Here is a 19,847-nt window from a genome sequence, read left to right on the forward strand (position 1 = left end):
ATCGCGCCGGGCGCCCTTGCCCCCCCCCGCTGGCGTGCCGGGGCAGGCGGGCGGTTAGTGTTCCGCCTCGCCCGCGTGATGGACGGTGAAGAAGAAATCCGCAGGCAGATCAGCCGCCAGCGCGACATCGTCGGGGATCACCTGCGGCCCGGCGTTGAACACCGCCGATCCGAAATGCGGCGTGCGGCGCGACAGGGTTTCCATGCGCGGGCCGGTCAGTTCGGCATAGAACGCCTCGTAATTCGGGGTGGCGCGCAATTCCGCGATCTTGGCGCGATGGGCCGCCACACAGCCCTGATGGGCGGCGCGGATCTCGGGGTCGGCCAGCAGCCGGTCATATTCGGCGCGCAACAAGGGAAGCCGCGACTGGATCGACGGATCGTGCACCACGTTGTGGTTCATGCGGAACCAGTAGTGCAGGCCCTGATCGCGGTCCACATGGTTGACCCGGCCCCGGTCGCGCTTGACCAGAAAGCTTTCGGCCGATCGCACCGCATAATGGTTCAGTTGCACCCAGTCATAGCCAAAGGTCTCGACCGTCGAACGCCAGCCGTTGCGGAACATGGTCCGGGGCATCCGCTTGCCCGATCCGGTCAGCCAGCGCACCTGATCCCACAGGTCGGGCTTGAGCCCCTTGGGCCGGTGAACCCCCAGTTTCTTGTAGATGTCGATGTTGCGAAACAGCGTCTTGAACCCCCAGGCCTGATGCGGCTTGCGCATCATTTCGGGGGCGGCCAGCGGAAACTGGTCCAGCAGGAACAGGTCGTCATACCCTTGCACATCGGCATTCCCGAACAACCGCCAGGTCAGGCTGATCATGTTCGCACCGGGCAGCGCCTGTTCCATCGCGGCATAGAGCGTCGGCAGCCGCCCGTCGCCCAGCTTGATGTTGATGAATTCGTCCACATCCATGCAGATCGCCCAATCGGCGGCCTGCATCAGCGGCTCTGCCTCGGCGGCCTGAAGTGCGGCGTGTTGCGGCTTGAGCGTGTCGCCGGGGCGGTAGGGGTTGGCGCGGTGCTGGACCAGACCCTTGGCCTGCAACAGATCCAGAAAACTGTCGGTGCCATCGGTGCAATCGTTGGTATAGATCAGGAAATCCTCGACCCCGATCGCGCGGTGATAGGCCAGCCATTCCAGGATGAACGGCCCCTCGTTCTTCATCGTGGTGACAATGGCGGTGCGGTTGCGGCCCGGCACCGGGATCCGGCGCTCTGACGCGGGCGCGCGCACGGGTTTCCAGCCAAAGGTCCGGGTCGCAAGCGTGACCAGCGCCGGATCCTCGATCAACGAGGTCTTGGGCGCCAGTTCCGACGAGGCGCGGCCCGGCACCCGCAGCGCCATGGCGCGCAGGAACGGCACCACCACGCCCGGATCCGGCTTGGCATAGGACACGCGGATCGTGCGCCAGGTGTTGTCGATCCCCGCCTTGCGTGGGGCCACGCCCCAACGGGCAATCCCGCGCCGGGCGTCGAACTGGCGGCAGATGTGATCGCCAAAGCGGGCAGGTTGTCCCGCCCGCACCCGCCAGGGATAGATCCGGTGCCCTGCCATCAGGATCACCCCGTTGCGGGCCTGATCGCAGAGGTCAAAGGCGGTGGGCGCATCCGCAGCGCGGGGGGCCAGGATGTCGCAGCAATCCAGCAGCAGCACGGCCCGCGCATCGCCCAGCCAGCGCCATTTCAACAGCTCCAGCACCAGCCCTTCGCCAAGCTGCGCGCGCCATGGGTCGGGCTCGGGCGGGGTCATGCGGTCCTTGCCGGGGGCATCGGGCGCCAGGAAGGGATGGGTTTCCGGGCCGCGGTCCGGCTTGCCCAGCGGCATGTCGGGTTCCACCAGCACCACAACCGGCGCGATCCCTTCGGCCTCCAGCGCCGCCTGCAACCCATTGGCAAAGGCGGCATGATCGGTCTCGGGCGGGGCGCGGTTGACGATCAGCGCGGCATCGGCGCCATGGTGGCGCATGTGATAGGCCAGCCATTCCGCCACCGCCTGCGGGGGTTCCTCCAGCCGGAAGGCCAGCAGCACATTGCGCCCGGCCAGCGCGGCGCGTTCCTGCGGTTGGGCGGCGATGTCGGCGGTACCTTCGGCCAGCGCCAGCCGCACAGGGCCGTCGGCGCGGGCGTCATAGAGGATGCCGCCCGACACCTCACGAATCTCCAGTGCCTCGGCATGGCCGGGACCGGGCAGCGGGGCAAAGGCCGCGCGGTCGGTCCCGCTGGCGAAAAACGCCCGCAGGCGGCCCGGATCGTCAGGTTCCGCCACAGCCCCCAGCAAGGCCAGATCCCCGCCGACCAGTCGCGCCACCAGCGGGCGCCGCAGCACCTGTGCCGACTTGCCTGTCGTTGCCGTGTCCGAACCCATGCACCTGCCCTCGCCTTGCCGTCTTGCGCGGCCCCGGACGGGCTATAGCATGGCTGGGCCGATAGACAAAACGCTTGTGTGTCAAGCCTATGCCCCAATTCAGTCAGATTGTTTCCGTAGCGCAGTCAGGATAGGCTTCACGGGCGCGTGGCGCGAGGGGATGTGCGATGGTCAAAGAGTATCGGGTCGGGGCGCTGTGGATCGGCGGCAGCCTGAGCTATCTGGAACAATTGTGCCTGAAATCCTTTGTCGATGCCGGCCAGCATATCGTGCTGTACACCTACCAGGGTGTGACCAATGCGCCCGAGGGGGTGGAACTGGCCGATGCGAACACGATCCTGCCGCAGACCGGCTTTCTGCGCCATACCCGCACCGGCAGCCCGGCGCTGCATTCCGATCTGTTCCGCTATCACATGCTGGCCCAGCATGACGATCTGATCTGGGCCGATACCGATGCCTATTGCGTCCGGCCCTTTGCCACCACGACCGGCCATTTCTACGCGTGGGAATCGAAGCATGGGTTGAATGGCGGCGTTCTGGGCCTGCCACGCGACAGTGCCACGCTGGCGGCATTGTTGGAATTGACCAGCGACGAATTTGCCATTCCCGAATGGTTTGATGATGCGGAAAAGGCCCGGATGCAGGCGTTGAAGGACGCGGGCACCCCGGTTCATGCGGCGGAAATGCCCTGGGGGGTCTGGGGGCCTGCGGCGCTGACGCATTACCTCAAGAAAACCGGCGAGGTGAAATTCGCCTTGCCGCAGGTGGCGCTGTATCCGTTCCACTACAAGGATCGCCGCCTGATGCTGCGCCCCGGCATAGAGATGTCGGAATATGTGACGGACGAAACCTATTCGATCCATTTCTACGGCCGCCGGATGCGCGCCCGGATCCTTCAGGTCGAGGCGAACGGCATTCCGCGCCCGCGTTCCGTGATCGGCAAGTTGCTAAGGAAACATGGCATCGACCCCACGCTGGCACCGCTGAAACGCCCGGCCCTTCCCGATCCCGAGATGGCCGACGATGACGGAGCCGCCTGAATGAGCCCCGAGGCGCTGCTTGACCGGCTGGATCTGCGCGAGGTTGCGACATTCGCCGATCTGGGGGGCGGATCGCGCGATCTGGCGCTGGCGGCCTATCGGCGCTGGGATTGCGATATCGTGCTGGTCGATCTGGACCGCAAGGGGCAATTCCCCGAGGGGGAAAGCGGCTGGCTGGCCGCGCGCCGCGCCGATCTGATCGGGCAAGGGGTGGATCCTGCGCGTCTGCATGTCGTGCGGTCGGTCAAGGGGCTGAGGCCCTGGGATCTCATCGCCAATCAGGGCGCCTATGGCGACCGATGGAAGATCAAGCATCTGGCCCCGGTGCTGGCGCATTGCCTGCACGCGGACAGCCGGATGGTACTGGACATCCGCAAGGGATCTGGCGGCTTTCCGTTCCTCAAGGCGTTTGGCGCCACCGAGATTCTGGCCGAGGACGAGGGCGGCGACCTGCGCCGCGTGCTGTTCACGCCCAATCCGCCCGCACAGGGGCAGGAACACGACCCGGAATGGACAAAGATTGCCACGCAACTTGCCGGGACCGAAGGGTTTTTCCGCGAAAAGAACGGGCATTCCTTTCTGTTCGTTCCCCGGTCGCCCGATGTGCTGGTCGTCACCTTTGACAACCTCGACATCGCCATGAACAAGCGCGCCGAGCGCCGCCCCTGGGGGTTCGAGTTCATCGAGAAACAGGGCTGGTCCATGCTGGGCGCCATGGCGGGCGGCTGGACCTGGTACCGCGAGCCATCGGTCTGGGCGGAATTCGACCGGCTGCGCGACGAAGGGTTCTTTGCCCGGTTCGGTCGGGTGGTGTTCTATGGGGCCTCGATGGGCGGCTATGCGGCGGCGGCGTTTTCTGCCGCCTGTCCGGGGGCGGATGTGGTGGCGATTTCGCCGCAATCCACCCTGGACCGGGGGCTGGTGCCGTGGGAAACCCGCTACAAGACCGCCTGGGACCGCGATTTTTCCGGCCCCTATGGCGATGCGGCGCAGGTGTCGGGTGCCGCGCGTCGGGTGACGATCCTGTATGATCCCTATGAGCCGCTGGACGCGGGCCATGTGGCGCGGTTCACGCAGCCCAATGTGCTGAAACTGCGCGCGCCCCTGATGGGGCATCGGCTGGGGTCGTCGCTGCATCAGATGGGCATTCTGACCCCGACCATTCTGGGTGCGCTGGATGGCACGCTGACGGGGGAAGAGTTCTACCGCCGCCTGCGCGCGCGGCGCGACTTTCCCCGCTATCAGCGGGAATTGTTCGAGCGGACAGCGCGCAAGCACCCCGAACTTGCCCGCCGTCTGGGCCGCTGGGTGCTGGCGCGTGGCGAAAACCGTGCGATCCGGCAGGGGCTGGCGGCGCTGTAGCCACCAGCCCCTCCAAAGGTCAGGCCGCCTTGGGGCTGGCCAGCATGGAGCGCATGATATCCTCCAACCCGACCACGCCGCGCGGCTGACCCTGACGGGACAGCACCGTGACCAGATCGCCGGGGGCGTCCATCAGCCGCTTGGCAGCGTCTTCCAGCGTGGTGTTGCCGGGCAGGTGAAGCTGTGGCCAGTCCAGGCCATCGGCCTTGCGCCGCAGGATGGAGCGCAGGCGCACGACGCGGCCCCGGTTCACCTCCTTGACGAAGGCGCGGACGTAATCGTTCTGCGGGTTCAGCACGATTTCCTCGCCCGTTCCTTGCTGCGAGATTTCGCCCGCCCGCAGGATGACGATCTTGTCGCCCAGCCGCAGCGCCTCGTCGAGGTCATGGGTGATGAACACGATGGTCTTGCCCAGTTCCTTTTGCAGATCCAGCAACACGGATTGCATATCCATGCGGATCAGCGGATCCAGTGCCGAAAATGCCTCGTCCATCAGCAAGATAGGGGCATCGTTGGTCAGCGCGCGGGCCAGTCCGACCCGCTGTTGCATACCGCCCGACAACTGGCTGGGATAGCGGTTCTCATAGCCTTTCAGGCCCACCCGTTCGATCCAGTGCTGTGCACGCTTGGCGCTGTCGTCGCGCCCGATGCCCTGGATGTCCAGGCCATAGACCGCATTTTCCATCACCGTGCGGTGCGGCAACAGGGCGAATTTCTGGAACACCATCGCCGTCTTGTGGCGCCGGAAGGTGCGCAGTTGGTCCGGGGACATGGCCGCCACGTCCTGTCCGTCGATCAGAACTTCGCCCGCCGTGGGCATGATCAACCCGTTCACATGGCGCAGCAGGGTGGATTTGCCCGACCCCGACAGCCCCATGATGACCGAGATCTTGCCAGCCGGCAGATCGGTGGAAATATCCTTCAGCCCAAGGGTGTGGCCATATTTCCGGTTCATCTCTGTCTTGGTCATGCCCGCGCGGGCAGCTTCGACATGTTTCGCAGCATCAGGGCCGAAGATCTTGTAAAGATTACGGATCTGAATGCCGGGAACGGTATCGTCATCGTCCGCCGGGGGCAGATCGGTCTGGGTCCGGTCACTCATCTGTCGCCTCCGCATGACGTTGCAGCCGCTTGCCATAGGCCTGCGAGGCGCGGTCGAAGGCGATGGCAATCGCCACCAGCGCGAATCCGTTCAGGAAGCCCATGGTAAAGAACTGGTTGTTGATGGCCTGGAGCACGTTCTTGCCCAGCCCTCCTACGCCGACCATCGAGGCCACGACGACCATCGACAGCGACATCATGATGGTCTGGTTCACCCCCGTCATCAGGGTGGGCAGCGACAGCGGCAACTGCACGTTCCACAGTTTCTGCCGTTCGGACGAGCCAAAGGCATCGGCGGCCTCGATCACCTCGCGGTCGACCAGCCGGATGCCAAGGTTGGTCAGCCGGATCATCGGTGGCGTGGCATAGATGACCACAGCGATCATGCCGGGCACCTTGCCGATGCCGAAGATCACCACAACCGGGATAAGGTAGACAAAGCTGGGCAGTGTCTGCATCACGTCCAGAACGGGGGTGATCAGGCGTTGGGCCCGGTCCGACCGGGCCGACAGAATGCCGATGGGCAAGCCGATGATCACCGCGACGAGGGTACAGACCGTCACCATCGCCAGGGTGATCATCGAATCGGCCCACAGGCCGAACCAGCCGATGCCCAGCAGCGCGACGGCGGTGCCGGCGGCAATGCGCCACGACCGGCTTGCGCCATAGGCGGCGGCCACCAGAGCCGCAAAGACCACGATCCACGGGCTGTTGACGAACAGGCTTTCCAGTCCGTTCAGGAATTTTTGCAGCGGCGCCGTTGCCGCGTCGATCCAGGGTGACATGTCCCGCACCAGATCCCGAAAGCCGGTATCAATGCTGCGCCGCATCTGGCGAAGGCTGCTGCCGCTGAGTTCCGGGGCACTGCACAGGAAATCGGGCAGCCCCCAACAGGAAGACGCCATGGCCTCTCCTTTCGATGGTTGGGTCAAAAAAGGAAACCGCCCGGCAAGGCCGGGCAGTCGCCGAATGCTCTGCTATGCCTTACAGGGCGCCCTTGACCTTTTCGGCCGTGGCCTCGTCAAGCCACGCCTGCCAGATCTCCGGGTAGGTTTCAAAGAAGTGCCAGGCGGCATCTTCGTTCGTGCCCTGGTTTTCATCCATCCAGGCCAGAATGGCGTTGACCGTGTCGTTCGACCACGACCGCTTGCCAAGATAGCCCATGACGATGGCGTTGTTCTCGGCCACATTCTTGGTCACGACTGTGAACACTTCGGCCACTGGATATTCGGTCAGCTTGGGATCCTCGCAATCCGGCACGGCGGTGCAGCGGTTGAATTCCTCCATGTCCAGCTCGGTGCCGAACGGCAGCTTCACCATGTCGTATTTGCCAAGGATCGCGGTCGGGGCCCAGTAGTAGCCAAGCCAGCCCTGTTCCCGCTCGTAGGCATTGCCGATCGAGCCATCGAGACCGGCCGCCGATCCGCTGTCCACCAGGTCAAAGCCCTTGTCGCCCGCGCCGACGGCACGATACAGGTTTTCGGTGGTGATCTGGCAGTTCCAGCCGGCCGGGCAATTCATGACGGCGCCGCGCTCGGGGCGTTCGGGGGCGGGGAACAGATCGGGGCGTTCCAGCGCATCGGCCACGGTCTTGATCTCGGGGTGGGCATCCGCGATGTATTTCGGGATCCACCAGCCTTCGACGCCACCATCCGTCAGGATCTGCGCGGCCTCGATCAGGCGGCCTTCGTTGAAGGCAACGGTCAGCGGGTCTTTCACCGCATTGACCCAGAGCTCGGGGGCGATGTCGGGCTCACCCTTTTCGTTCATCGAGGTGAAGGTCGGCATGGTGTCGCCCGTCACCAGATCGACAGTGCATCCATAGCCTTCTTCCAGAATGATCTTGTCGACCCAGGCCGCGACACCGGCAGAGGCCCAGTTCATCTCGGCGATCGAGACGCGGCCACAGCTTCCGGCGTCTTGCGCCATGGCTGTGCCTGCCATCAGGCCCGAGCAAAGCGCAATGGCCGACACATGAAACAGTTTCGTCATACGGACTGTCCTTCGTTTTCGTGCAGCGCAAATAAAAGACCCGCCGTGGCGCTGCCCCACGACGACCCGCTGGATTTTTGTGCTTCCATCGAATGCCGCCAACAGGCAGCAAGAAGCTGGTGCGCAATGCGAGACCGCATCGCAGATGTGCTCCACCATTCCTGCCGGATCGGCATCGGGCGGCACAAAACGCGCAACAGATGGCGCGAACAAATCTACATATAGTCTATTGATCGCGGATTATCAAACCCTTGTGTGCATCTATGTGCAAAAATGTGAGGGTGCGGCCCGGCATGCCCGAGCGCAGCCTGTGTTTTCAGGCGGTTGCCGGCCTGTCGGGATTGCGCGGGATCCGGTCGGACGGCCCGGTCGGGCCGGGCGATAACCCGCCGACAGGCGCCGGATCGGCAGGCGGTCGGGCGCCTATGCCTGCGCCGCTGTGTCGTAGGCGCTTGGCGCGGGGACGGCCCTGCGTCATCAAGGCCATATGACACATGCACCTTTGCCACCGCCCGGCGTTGGATCGCCCTTCCTGACGATTGACGATGCGCTGATCCTGCGCAGGGGGGTGCGTGGCGTTGTCGCGGTCGATGTGCGGCTGATCGGCGCGCATCCGACGGCCGGGGCCGAAGTCGTGGCGTTTCTGGAGGCCGAGGGGCTGGAAACCTCGATGCAGCGTATCGAACATATGCAGCCACCGCCCTTGCGGCGTCTGGTGTTCCGCTATGCCGGAAACCGCGCAGAACTGACGGTGGCGCCCAACGCGGCCGATTGACCGACGGGGCGCGCTGCGCGTCTTTGACGCGGCATCGGGGGTCGGCGCCCCGGAGCTATGCCCCTTGCAGGACGCGGCGCCCCCACAGGTCGTAGTCGCCCGCCTCGTCCACATCGACCGTGACGATATCGCCGGGGGCCAGACCGTCGAAATCCTCGTCGATGAACAGGTTGCCGTCGATTTCCGGCGCATCGCCCTTGGTGCGGCAGGTGGCGCCGTTCTCATCCACCTCGTCCACGATCACCTGGATCGTCTGGCCGACCTTGGCCGCCAGCTTGGCCTCGGAGATGGCCTGGGCCTTTTCCATGAAGCGGGCGAACCGCTCGGCCTTGACCGCCTCTGGCACATGGTCGGGCAGATCGTTCGACCGGGCGCCCGCGACGTTTTCGTATTGAAAGCAGCCGACCCGATCCAGTTGCGCCTCGTCCAGCCAGTCCAGCAGCGTCTGGAATTCGTCCTCGGTCTCGCCCGGATAGCCGACAATGAAGGTGGACCGCAGGGTGATGTCCGGGCAATCGCGGCGCCAGGCGGCGATTTCGTCCAGCGTTCGCGCCGCAGCCGCTGGCCGGGCCATGCGCTTGAGCACGTCGGGGTGGGCGTGCTGGAACGGGATGTCCAGATAGGGCAACACCAGACCTTCGGCCATCAGCGGGATCAGGTTGCGCACATGCGGATAGGGATAGACATAATGCAACCGCACCCAGGCGCCCAGCGACCCCAGATCGCGGGCAAGATCGGTGATATGGGCGCGGTGGCCGCGCGCCTCTTCATGTTTCAGATCAACCCCATAGGCAGAGGTGTCCTGGCTGATCACCAGCAATTCGCGCACACCTGCCGCGACGAGGCGCTCTGCCTCTTTCACCACGGCATAGGCGGGGCGGGACACCAGTCGGCCGCGCATGTCCGGGATGATGCAGAACTTGCACTTATGGTTGCAACCCTCTGAAATCTTTAGGTAACTATAGTGTCGCGGCGTCAGGCTTACCCCGGTTGCGGGCAACAGGTCGACGAATGGGTCCGGTGCGGGCGGCACCGCCTTGTGCACCGCATCCAGCACCTGTTCGTATTGATGCGGGCCGGTCACGGCCAGAACCTTGGGATGCGTGCCGGTGATATAGTCCGGCTCTGCCCCCAGACAGCCCGTCACGATCACCCGGCCGTTTTCGCGGATCGCCTCGCCAATCGCCTCCAGGCTTTCGGCCTTGGCGGAATCCAGGAATCCGCAGGTGTTCACGATCACCGCTTCGGCGCCCTTGTAGTCGGGCGAGATGGCATAGCCCTCGGCCCGCAGACGGGTGAGGATGCGCTCACTGTCCACCAGCGCCTTGGGGCAGCCAAGGCTGACCATACCGATGGTGGGTTGGCCGGGCCGGGCCGGTTCAGAGAACCGGGGGGCAGGCGCGAGATCCGGGCGAAGGCTGGGAGGGTTCTGGCTCATGCGCGGCATATATCCCTGAAAGATGGCGCCGGAAAGGGGTCAGCCGATCAGTCCGGTGCCGCGAATGCCGTCGATGATGAACTGGATCGCCAATGCCGCCAGCAGCATCCCCAACAGCCGCGTCACCAGCAAGGTTCCGGTGCGTCCCAGCGCGCGGGCCATCGGGTCCGCAATCAGAAAGCTGGCCCAGGTGATGGCGATCACCACCAGCATCACCGCCTCGACCACCAGAAACCCGGTCAGCCCGCCGCCGGCCTGACCCACCAGCAGGATCATCGAGGCGATGGCCCCCGGCCCGGCCAAGAGCGGAATGGCCAGCGGCACGACCGACGGATCCTCGACCTGATCGGCCTCGGCATCCTGCGCCTTGTCCTCGCGGCGCCGCGTGCGACGTTCGAACAGCATGTCCAGCGCGGTCAGGAACAACAGCATCCCGCCCGCAATGCGAAAGGCGGGCAGGGTGATGCCGATCAGCGTCAGAAGTTGTTCCCCCACAGCCCCGAACAGGGTCAAGACCCCCGCGGCGACCAGACAGGCCCGCAGGCCGATGCGGCGGCGCTGTGCCGGGGTCATTCCATGGGTCAGGGACACGAACAGCGGCACCAGCGCCAGCGGGTCGATGATGACAAGCAGCGTGGTAAAGGCCGCAAGAAGGAAGGTGATGTCGATCATGGCGGCGCCCCTGCTGAATGCTGCCAGCAGATCAGGCGCGGCCCCGGTCCGTCAAGCCTCAGCCTTCGGCGGCCTCCAGCCGCTCCTGCGCCTCCAGCCACAAGGCCTCGGCCCGGCCGGTCGCCTCTTCGATTTCGGCGAATTTGCGGTTCCAGCCTTCCAGCTCGTGGATGCGGGCGTCGTCGTAAAGCCCCGGATCGGCAAGCTTTTCCGAAACCTTGGCGCGCATCTGTTCCAGCTTGGCCATCCGGTCCTCGCATTTGCGGACCTCGGCGCGCAAGGCCAGGATGCTATCGCGCGAGGGCCGCGGACGGGAGTCGCGCTTTTCGCCCTTGGGGCCGGGAACCTCGCGGTCCAGCAATTCGGCGCGGTAGGCCTCCAGATCCTTGCCATAGGGGGCGACCTGTCCGCCCTTGACCAGCCACAGCCGGTCGGCCACCAGCCCCAGCAGGTGCATGTCGTGGCTGACCAGCACTACGGCGCCGGAATAGGCTGTCAGCGCCTCGACCAGCGCCTCGCGGGATTCGATGTCGAGGTGGTTGGTCGGCTCGTCCAGGATCAGCAGATGCGGCGCGTCGAGCGTGGCAAGAACCAGCGACAACCGCGCCTTTTGCCCGCCCGACAATTTGGCGACGACGGTATCGGCCTGATCGGCCAGCAGGCCGAACCCGGCAAGCCGGGCGCGCAGCTTTGACTGATGTTCGTCCGGGCGCTGGCGCTGAATATGGTTCAGCGGCGTCTCGTCCAGATGCAGTTCGTCCACCTGATGCTGGGCGAAATAGCCGATGCGCAGCTTGGACGACCGGGTGATCTGGCCTGCCATGGTCGGCAGCTTGCCCGCCAGCAACTTGGACAGGGTGGATTTCCCTTCGCCGTTGCGGCCCAGCAGGGCGATGCGGTCGTCCTGATCTATGCGCAGCGACAGCCCTTTCAGCACCGCGCGGCCATCATAGCCGACGGCCACCCCTTCCATGCTGATGATGGGGGGCGACAGTTCCTCGGGCTCGGGAAAGGTGAACACCTGCTTGCGCGCCTCTTCGGGCGGGGTGATCGGTGTCATCTTTTCCAGCATCTTCAGGCGGCTTTGCGCCTGCACGGCCTTGCTGGCCTTGGCGCGAAAGCGGTCGACGAAGCTTTGCAGATGCGCGCGCCGGGCATCCTGCTTGCGCGCCTCGGCGGTCTGGACGGCAATGCGTTCGGCGCGCTGGCGGGCGAACTGGTCATATCCGCCTTGCCAATAGGTCAGCTTGCGGGCGTCCAGATGCAGGATGCCCTGCACCGCGCGGTTCAGCAGGCCGCGGTCATGGCTGATGATGATCACTGTATGCGGATAGCGCGCCAGATAGCTTTCCAGCCACAGCGCGCCTTCCAGATCCAGATAGTTGGTCGGTTCGTCCAGCAACAGCAGATCGGGCTGCGCAAACAGCACCCCGGCCAGCGCCACGCGCATCCGCCAGCCGCCCGAGAAATCCGAACAGGGGCGCAACTGGGCCTCGGCATCAAAGCCCAGACCGCGCAGGATCGCGCTGGCCCGGCCTTCGGCCGACCAGGCGTCGATATCGGCCAGTCGGGTCTGGATATCGGCGATGCGGGCGGGGTCGGTCGCGGTCTCTGCCTCGGCCATCAGGCTGGCGCGTTCGGTATCGGCCTGCAACACCGTTTCCAGCAGCGAGGTCGAGGACGACGGCACCTCTTGCGCCACGCCGCCGATCCGCGCGCGTAGCGGCATGGCGATTTCGCCACCCTCCAGCGCAAGCTCTCCCCGGATCAGCCGGAACAGCGTGGTCTTGCCCGCGCCGTTGCGCCCGACAAGGCCCACCTTGTGGCCTGCGGGAATGGTGGCACTGGCGCCCTCGAACAGGGGGCGGCCTTCGACGGAATAGGTGATGTCATCTATGCGTAGCATGGCAGGGGGTTGCCCTGTGTCGGCGCGGTTGTCAATCGTGGCTGCGGCTGCGCGACCTTGCCTGCGGGGCGCAGTCCGCCGCGCGATGCGGGGTTTTCAAGGTTGCGGCCCCGTGCTAGGGCAGGCGCCGCAACGGGCCGGGCATGGGGCGCGGCCCGAACCCGAATTTCCAGAGGGCATCATGGCCATCGAACGCACCCTGTCGATCATCAAACCCGACGCCACCCGCCGCAACCTGACCGGCAAGATCAATGCCAAGTTCGAGGAAGCCGGCCTGCGCATCGTCGCACAAAAGCGCATCCATCTGTCGCTGGCTCAGGCGCAGAAATTCTACGAAGTGCACGCCGAGCGTCCGTTCTTTGGCGAACTGACCGAATTCATGGCATCCGAGCCGGTGGTCGTGCAGGTGCTGGAAGGCGAAGGCGCCATCCTGAAGAACCGTGACGTGATGGGCGCCACCAACCCGGCCAATGCGGCCGATGGCACCATCCGCAAGGAATTCGCCCTGTCGGTCGGCGAGAACTCTGTCCATGGTTCGGACGCGCCCGAGACCGCTGCGGTCGAAATCGCCTATTTCTTCTCGGGCCTCGAACTGGTCGGCTGATCGGCCCGTCCGGCACAGTGGGGGCCGCCCGGCTGGGCGGCCTTTTTCATGTCCGACGACCTGATCGCGGCTGCCCCAAATCCGCTGTGCCGCATCCGGGCCTGTGCAGACGGTCGGCGGCAAACACTTGGCTGCAAGGTCAAAAACACAACGGCCCCCGCGTGTGGCAGGGGCCGCGCAGATGCCACAGGCATACGCCAGTCATAGGCCGTCAGGCAGTGGCCTCAGGCCAGTGCGAGGTTGGTCGCCGATTCGCGGCCATCACGGCTTTTCTCGATGTCGAAGGTGACCGGCTGGCCATCTTTCAGCGCGCGGATGCCCGCACGTTCCAGCGCGGTGATGTGGACGAACACGTCCTTTGCGCCGCCTTCGGGGGCAATGAAGCCAAAGCCCTTGGTGGTGTTGAACCATTTCACGGTGCCCTTGGCCATCGTGAAAACTCCTGTCGTTTTGCCGTCCGCGGAATTGCGACGGCCCGGCGCAGTCAAGTCAGGTCGATAACTGGCGGCCTTGGGCAGACAGGAGGTCGAATAGAAAGACGTCGCGGCAGAAATAATCACAGGAATCTGCGACAGTGCAAGGAAAATCAGTGGCGCTTGACCTTGGCGCCGCAGGGCCCTAACGGCATGGCCATGGCACGCGCACCCCTTCTGCAACTCTCTGGCATCTCGCTGACCTTTGGCGGCAATCCTGTGTTCGACGGGCTGGATCTGGTGGTCCAGCAAGGGGACAGGGTGGCCCTTGTGGGCCGCAACGGGTCTGGCAAGTCCACCCTGATGAAAATCATGGCCGGCAGTGTCGAGGCCGACGCGGGCAACCGCGTGGTGCCGCCCGGCGTGACGGTCGGGTATATGGAGCAGGATCCCGATCTGTCCGGCTACGACACGCTGGGCGACTATGCGGTCGCGGGCCTGCCCGAGGGCGAAGGCTGGAAGGTCGAGGCGGTCGCCGAAGGCTTGCGGTTCGATCTCTCCACCCCGGTCGCCACCGCATCGGGCGGCGAGCGGCGGCGTGCGGCGCTGGCGCGGCTGATGGCCGAGGCGCCCGAACTGATGCTGCTGGACGAGCCGACCAACCATCTGGACATTTCGGCCATCGAATGGCTGGAGACCGAGTTGCAGGCAACCCGCGCCGCCTATGTGCTGATCAGCCATGACCGGGCCTTTCTGCGCCGCCTGACCAAGGCCACGCTCTGGCTGGACCGGGGCGAGGCGCGGCGGCGCGACTCCGGCTTTGACGGCTTTGAGGAATGGCGCGAACAGACTTGGGCCGAAGAGGACGCCGCCCGCCACAAGCTGGATCGCAAGATCAAGGCCGAGGCGAAATGGGCCGTCGAAGGCATTTCCGCCCGCCGCAAGCGCAATCAGGGCCGCGTGCGCGCGCTGGAGGCGTTGCGGGCCGACCGTGCGGCGCAGATTCGCCGCCAGGGCACTGCGGCGCTGGAGCTGGACGCAGGCCCGCAATCGGGCAAGCGGGTGATCGAGGCGGTGGGGATCGGCAAGGATTTCGGCCATGGCCCGGTGATCCGCGACTTCTCGCTGCGCGTGATGCGGGGCGACCGTGTGGCCTTTGTCGGCCCGAATGGCGCGGGCAAGACAACGCTGCTGAACCTGCTGACCGGAAAGATGCCGCCCGATACCGGCACGATCGCCCTTGGCACCGGGCTGGAGATGGCGGTGTTCGATCAGGCCCGCGCGCAGCTGGACCCCGAGGCAAGCCTGTGGGACAGCCTGACCAACGATCCGCAGATGAGCGTTTCGGGCAGCTCCGATCAGGTCCTGGTGCGCGGGACGCCCAAGCATGTCGTCGGGTATCTCAAGGATTTCCTGTTCGATGAACGGCAGGCGCGCGCGCCGGTGCGGTCGTTGTCGGGCGGGGAAAAGGCGCGGCTGCTGCTGGCCCGGCTGATGGCACGCGAATCGAACCTGCTGATCCTTGACGAGCCGACCAACGATCTGGATGTGGAAACGCTGGATCTGTTGCAGGATATTCTGGGCGAATATCCGGGCACCGTGCTGCTGGTCAGCCACGACCGGGATTTCATCGACCGGGTGGCGACCCAGACGGTGCTGCTGGAAGGGCAGGGCCGTGCCACCGTCTATGCGGGCGGATGGAGCGACATGCAGGCGCAACGTGCCCTGGCGGCGCCTGCGCCGGTTGCCGCTGCGGCGCCTGTCGCCGCGCCTGCCAAGGCCACCGCCGCGCCAAAACCCGCGCCTGCGACGGTCCGGGCCGGGCTGAGCTTTACCGAACGCAAGCGCCTGGACGATCTGCCTGCGGTCATGGCCCGGCTGGAGGCGGAAATCGCCAAGCTGACCGAACTGCTGGCCACGCCCGACCTGTTCATCGCCGAGCCGGTCAAGGCCCGCAAGGCATCCGACATGCTGGCAGACCGCCAGGCCGCGCTTGCCGCCGCCGAGGAAGAGTGGCTGGAACTGGAGGACAGGGCGGGCGGCTGACGTCTAGAAGGCGCCTTCCTTCACCGCCTCCATCGCCACATGGGTCGAGGTCGAGGCCACATGCGGCAGCGCCGAAATCCGTTCGCCCAGCACGCGGCGATAGTCCTGGATGTCGCTGGTGCGCACCTTCAGCAGGTAGTCGAACCGGCTGGCGATCATGTGGCATTCCTCGACCTCGGGCACGGCCAGTATGGCCTTGTTGAACGCCTGCAAGGCGGCTTCGCGCGTGTCTGACAGCTTGACCTCGACAAATGCGACATGGGCCTGGCCCAGACGGATCGGGTCCAGCATGGCCCGGTAGCCGGTGATGATGCCGCCGTCCTCCAGACGTTTCAGACGCGCCTGCGTGGGGCTTTTCGACAGGCCGATGCGCCGGGCCAGTTCGGTAACGGCGATGCGCCCATCGGTTGCAAGAATGCGCAGAATCGCATGGTCGAGTCGGTCCAGTTCTGCCAGGGCGGATTGCATCGTGATTTTCCATATTTTCGGGCCATTCGCCCGTTGCAGGGCCAACTACGGGACAAATGGCCGCCCGATCTGCGCTATCCTGCCACAAACCGGAGCGCCCCGCCATGACCCAGACCTTCGCCGATCTGCCCCCCGCCATCACCCACGAGTCGTTGCGGGACGAAACCGCATTGCTGCACGATCTGATCGCTCAGGCCGCGCTGTCGCCCGCAGACCGCTCGCGCATCGTCGCCGCCGGTGCCGATCTGGTGCGGCGCATCCGCTCCAGCGCCAAGCCGGGGCTGATGGAGGTGTTCCTGGCCGAATATGGCCTGTCCACCGACGAAGGCATCGCCCTGATGTGTCTGGCCGAGGCCCTGTTGCGGGTGCCGGACGCCGAGACGATGGACGCGCTGATCGAAGACAAGATCGCGCCGTCGGACTGGGGCAGGCATCTGGGCAAATCGGCCTCCAGTCTGGTCAATGCCTCGACCTGGGCGCTGATGCTGACCGGCAAGGTGCTGGACGACCGCGAGCCGGGCATTGCCGGGCATCTGCGCGGGGCCATCAAGCGGCTGGGCGAACCTGTGATCCGCCGTGCCGTGGGCCAGGCGATGAAAGAGATGGGCCGCCAGTTCGTGCTGGGGGAAACCATCGAGGCCGCGATGAAGCGCGCGGCAGAGCTGGAGGCCAAGGGCTTTACCTACAGCTACGACATGCTGGGCGAAGCCGCGCGGACCGAGGCGGATGCCCGCCGCTATCACCTGTCCTATTCCAAGGCGATCACCGCGATTGCCACTGCGGCAAAGTCGCGCGACATCCGCACCAATCCCGGCATTTCGGTCAAGCTTTCGGCCCTGCACCCCCGCTATGAGGTGGCCAAGCGCGACCGGGTGATGGAGGAACTCGTGCCCCGCGTCCGCGCGCTGGCAGGTCTGGCCAAGGCCGCGAACCTCGGGTTCAACATCGACGCCGAAGAAGCGGACCGGCTGGCCCTGTCGCTGGAGGTGATCGAGGCGGTCCTGTCCGACCCGGCCCTGCGCGGCTGGGACGGGTTCGGCGTTGTGGTGCAGGCCTATGGCCGGCGCTGTGGCGCGGTGCTGGATTGGCTGCATTCCCTGGCCACCCGGCTGGACCGGCGGATCATGGTGCGGCTGGTCAAGGGCGCCTATTGGGACGCCGAGGTCAAGCGCGCCCAGGTGCTGGGGCTGGAGAGCTTTCCCGTCTTCACCCGCAAGCAGGCGACCGATGCCAGCTATCTGGCCAATGCCCGCAAGCTCTTGCGGATGACCGACCGGATCTATCCGCAATTCGCGGGTCACAATGCCCATACCGTGGCGGCCGTGCTGGACATGGCGCAGACCGAAGGGGTGGACAGGGCGCAGTACGAATTCCAGCGACTGCACGGCATGGGCGAACGGTTGCATGACATCGTCCATGCCGATCAGGGCACCGGCTGCCGGATTTACGCCCCCGTCGGCGCCCATCGCGATCTGCTGGCCTATCTGGTGCGGCGGCTGCTGGAAAACGGTGCCAATTCCAGCTTTGTCAATCAGATCGTCGATGACGAGATCGCGCCCGAACAGGTCGCCGCCTGCCCGTTGAGCGCGTTGGAGGCGATGGGCACCGGCCCCAATCCGGTGCTGCCGGCGGGTCCGGCGATCTTTGGCGCCCGCCGCAATTCGCGCGGGTTCGATCTGACCGATGCGGCCGATCTGGCGCTGATCGAGACGGCGCGGGCGCCGTTCATGGATCATTGCTTCGAAGCGGCGCCGCTGCTGGCAGGCACGGCGCAGCCTGCGGAAACCGTGGTGGTGCCCGATCCGGCCCATGCGCCGGGGGTGGCTGCGCAGGGCGCTGGCGGGGATGCCTGGAACCGGGCGATGGGGGCGGGCCGTGCAAGCTGGGCCAGCCGGGGCGATGTGGCCATCGCCTTTGACGCGGCGCGGATCTGGCAGGCGGGGCCGGGCGAGCGGGCGGCGGTGCTGCGCCGCGCGGCGGATATGTACGAGGCGGAGTTCGGACCCATCTTTGCGCTGCTGGCGCGCGAGGCGGGCAAGACGCTGGCCGATGCGGTTGCCGAACTGCGCGAGGCGGTGGATTTCCTGCGCTATTATGCCGACGGGGCCGAAGGGCTGGCGCGACCGGCGCGCGGGGTATTCGTCTGTATCTCGCCCTGGAACTTTCCGCTGGCGATCTTCACCGGGCAGGTGGCCGCCGCCCTGGCGGCGGGCAATGCGGTGCTGGCCAAACCGGCCGAACAGACGCCCCTGATCGCGGCGCTTGCGGTTGATCTGCTGCACCGTGCCGGGGTGCCGCGCACCGCCTTGCAACTGCTGCCGGGCGATGGAGGCATCGGGGCCGCGCTGACCGCAGATGCGCGGGTGGCGGGCGTGGCCTTTACCGGATCGACCGCCACGGCGCAGATCATCCGCCGCGCGCTGGCCAATGCGGCCCCCGAGGCGGTGCTGATCGCTGAAACGGGCGGGTTGAATGCGATGGTGGTGGACAGCACCGCCCTGCCTGAACAGGCGGTGCGCGATATCGTCGGATCGGCCTTCCAGTCGGCCGGGCAGCGGTGTTCGGCGCTGCGGTGTCTGTATGTGCAGGAGGATATTGCCGACACGGTGCAGGACATGCTGCTGGGGGCCATGGAGGATCTGGCGATTGGCGATCCCTGGCATTTCGCCACCGATGTCGGGCCGGTGATTGACGCCGAGGCCGCAGGGGATATTCGCGCCCATATCGCCGCCGCGCGGGCCGAGGGGCGTGTGGTCAAGGCGATGACCGTGCCGGAGGCAGGCCATTTCATCGGGCCCACGGTGATCCGGGTGGCCGGTATCGCGGATCTGGACCGCGAGATCTTTGGGCCCGTGCTGCATCTGGCAACCTTCCGGGCGCAGGATCTGGATGCGGTGATAGATGCCGTGAATGCCTCTGGCTTTGGATTGACCTTCGGGCTGCACAGCCGGATCGACGACCGGGTCCAGCGCATTGTCGAGCGGATCCGGGTGGGCAATACCTATGTCAACCGCAACCAGATCGGGGCGGTTGTGGGCAGCCAGCCCTTTGGCGGCGAGGGGCTGTCGGGCACGGGGCCAAAGGCGGGCGGGCCTGACTATCTGCATCGCTTCACCAAGGGCGATCTGCCGCAGGCGGGGCAGTGGGACCGCGCGGCCGATCCGGCGCAGGTGCAGCTTGCGCTGGGTCGGGTGCAGGTGCCGCAAGCGGCGCTGACCAGTTGCGATCTGCCTGGGCCAACGGGCGAATCCAACCGGCTGACCACCCATGCGCGCGGCCCGATCCTGTGCCTTGGCCCTGGGGCAGAGGCGGTGGCGGCCCAGGCGGCGGCCGTGCGGGGCGCAGGCGGCGTTGCGATCGAGGTGCAGGGCAGGCTGGAGCCTCGGGCGCTGACGGCGCTGCATGGCTTTGCGGCGGCGGTCTGGTGGGGCGATGGGGCCACGGCACAGGCGTTGCAACAGGCGCTGGCCGCGCGAACCGGGCCGATCCTGCCGCTGATCCGCGAACAGCCAGATGCAAGCTGGGTGCGGCTGGAACGGCATGTCTGCATCGACACCACGGCATCGGGCGGTAATGCCCAGTTGCTGGCGGCATCGGGCTGACCCGGCAAGGGGGGCGGCCAGCGTGCCGCCCGCCGTCTTGACGCTTGACGCCCAGAGCGGCACG

The 19,847-nt window shown here is 66.0% G+C and carries 15 protein-coding genes; 6 read left to right on the forward strand and 9 right to left on the reverse strand.

From position 1 onward, the window contains the following. Positions 1 to 54 precede the first annotated feature (54 nt). A complete protein-coding gene (locus tag BW970_RS01080; protein ID WP_076527859.1) occupies positions 55 to 2,364 on the reverse strand; it encodes a glycosyltransferase family 2 protein in 2,310 nt (769 codons plus the stop codon). Positions 2,365 to 2,531: 167 nt separating this feature from the next. On the opposite strand from BW970_RS01080, the gene BW970_RS01085 reads away from it, so the two are divergent. Next, the gene (locus BW970_RS01085; RefSeq protein ID WP_076527861.1) at positions 2,532 to 3,404 is read left to right on the forward strand and encodes a hypothetical protein; all 873 of its coding nucleotides are present in this window, start codon (positions 2,532 to 2,534) and stop codon (positions 3,402 to 3,404) included. Continuing rightward, complete coding sequence (locus BW970_RS01090) at positions 3,405 to 4,766, forward strand: response regulator (RefSeq protein ID WP_076527863.1); 1,362 nt, start codon at positions 3,405 to 3,407, stop codon at positions 4,764 to 4,766. It begins immediately after the preceding gene. Between the two features lie 19 nt (positions 4,767 to 4,785). On the opposite strand, the gene BW970_RS01095 is transcribed toward BW970_RS01090, so the two are convergent. The 3 genes from BW970_RS01095 to BW970_RS01105 all read right to left on the reverse strand — a co-directional run bounded on the left by BW970_RS01095 (position 4,786) and on the right by BW970_RS01105 (position 7,859). Then, positions 4,786 to 5,868 carry a quaternary amine ABC transporter ATP-binding protein gene (locus tag BW970_RS01095; protein ID WP_076527864.1) on the reverse strand — a complete coding sequence of 361 codons (1,083 nt, stop codon included), beginning with the start codon at positions 5,866 to 5,868 and terminating at the stop codon, positions 4,786 to 4,788. Continuing rightward, on the reverse strand, positions 5,861 to 6,772 hold the full coding sequence (locus BW970_RS01100; protein ID WP_076527866.1) for an ABC transporter permease: 912 nt from the start codon (positions 6,770 to 6,772) through the stop codon (positions 5,861 to 5,863). The genes BW970_RS01095 and BW970_RS01100 overlap by 8 nt, the downstream gene beginning before the upstream one ends. Positions 6,773 to 6,851: 79 nt before the next feature. Beyond that, a complete protein-coding gene (locus BW970_RS01105) occupies positions 6,852 to 7,859 on the reverse strand; it encodes an ABC transporter substrate-binding protein (RefSeq protein ID WP_076527867.1) in 1,008 nt (335 codons plus the stop codon). Between the two features lie 487 nt (positions 7,860 to 8,346). On the opposite strand from BW970_RS01105, the gene BW970_RS01110 reads away from it, so the two are divergent. After that, the gene (locus BW970_RS01110) at positions 8,347 to 8,634 is read left to right on the forward strand and encodes a hypothetical protein (RefSeq protein ID WP_076527869.1); all 288 of its coding nucleotides are present in this window, start codon (positions 8,347 to 8,349) and stop codon (positions 8,632 to 8,634) included. Positions 8,635 to 8,689: 55 nt separating this feature from the next. Here BW970_RS01110 and rimO read toward each other — a convergent pair whose 3' ends face one another. The 3 genes from rimO to BW970_RS01125 are packed head-to-tail and all read right to left on the reverse strand — an operon-like array spanning position 8,690 to position 12,650. Continuing rightward, positions 8,690 to 10,072 (reverse strand): 30S ribosomal protein S12 methylthiotransferase RimO, encoded by a 1,383-nt coding sequence (gene rimO / locus BW970_RS01115; RefSeq protein WP_076529118.1) that lies wholly within the window; start codon positions 10,070 to 10,072, stop codon positions 8,690 to 8,692. A 39-nt stretch (positions 10,073 to 10,111) separates the two neighbouring features. After that, positions 10,112 to 10,744, reverse strand: a complete 633-nt coding sequence (locus BW970_RS01120; protein ID WP_083701085.1) for a MarC family protein — start codon at positions 10,742 to 10,744, stop codon at positions 10,112 to 10,114. A 58-nt stretch (positions 10,745 to 10,802) separates the two neighbouring features. After that, positions 10,803 to 12,650, reverse strand: coding sequence for an ABC-F family ATP-binding cassette domain-containing protein (locus BW970_RS01125; protein WP_076527870.1), 1,848 nt, complete (start codon positions 12,648 to 12,650; stop codon positions 10,803 to 10,805). 181 nt (positions 12,651 to 12,831) lie between these two features. On the opposite strand from BW970_RS01125, the gene ndk reads away from it, so the two are divergent. Continuing rightward, positions 12,832 to 13,254 carry a nucleoside-diphosphate kinase gene (gene ndk, locus BW970_RS01130; protein ID WP_076529123.1) on the forward strand — a complete coding sequence of 141 codons (423 nt, stop codon included), beginning with the start codon at positions 12,832 to 12,834 and terminating at the stop codon, positions 13,252 to 13,254. A 224-nt stretch (positions 13,255 to 13,478) separates the two neighbouring features. Here ndk and BW970_RS01135 read toward each other — a convergent pair whose 3' ends face one another. Beyond that, on the reverse strand, positions 13,479 to 13,685 hold the full coding sequence (locus BW970_RS01135; protein ID WP_076527872.1) for a cold-shock protein: 207 nt from the start codon (positions 13,683 to 13,685) through the stop codon (positions 13,479 to 13,481). A gap of 201 nt (positions 13,686 to 13,886) precedes the next feature. On the opposite strand from BW970_RS01135, the gene BW970_RS01140 reads away from it, so the two are divergent. Then, positions 13,887 to 15,713 (forward strand): ABC-F family ATP-binding cassette domain-containing protein, encoded by a 1,827-nt coding sequence (locus tag BW970_RS01140; RefSeq protein ID WP_076529125.1) that lies wholly within the window; start codon positions 13,887 to 13,889, stop codon positions 15,711 to 15,713. Positions 15,714 to 15,716: 3 nt separating this feature from the next. Here BW970_RS01140 and BW970_RS01145 read toward each other — a convergent pair whose 3' ends face one another. Next, positions 15,717 to 16,181, reverse strand: coding sequence for an Lrp/AsnC family transcriptional regulator (locus tag BW970_RS01145; RefSeq protein ID WP_076527874.1), 465 nt, complete (start codon positions 16,179 to 16,181; stop codon positions 15,717 to 15,719). Positions 16,182 to 16,285: 104 nt separating this feature from the next. On the opposite strand from BW970_RS01145, the gene putA reads away from it, so the two are divergent. Then, positions 16,286 to 19,783: a bifunctional proline dehydrogenase/L-glutamate gamma-semialdehyde dehydrogenase PutA gene (putA, locus tag BW970_RS01150; RefSeq protein WP_076527876.1), complete on the forward strand. Its 3,498-nt coding sequence runs from the start codon at positions 16,286 to 16,288 to the stop codon at positions 19,781 to 19,783. The last annotated feature ends 64 nt before the right edge of the window (positions 19,784 to 19,847 follow it).

This window comes from Gemmobacter megaterium (assembly GCF_900156815.1).
Lineage (GTDB): Bacteria > Pseudomonadota > Alphaproteobacteria > Rhodobacterales > Rhodobacteraceae > Wagnerdoeblera > Wagnerdoeblera megaterium.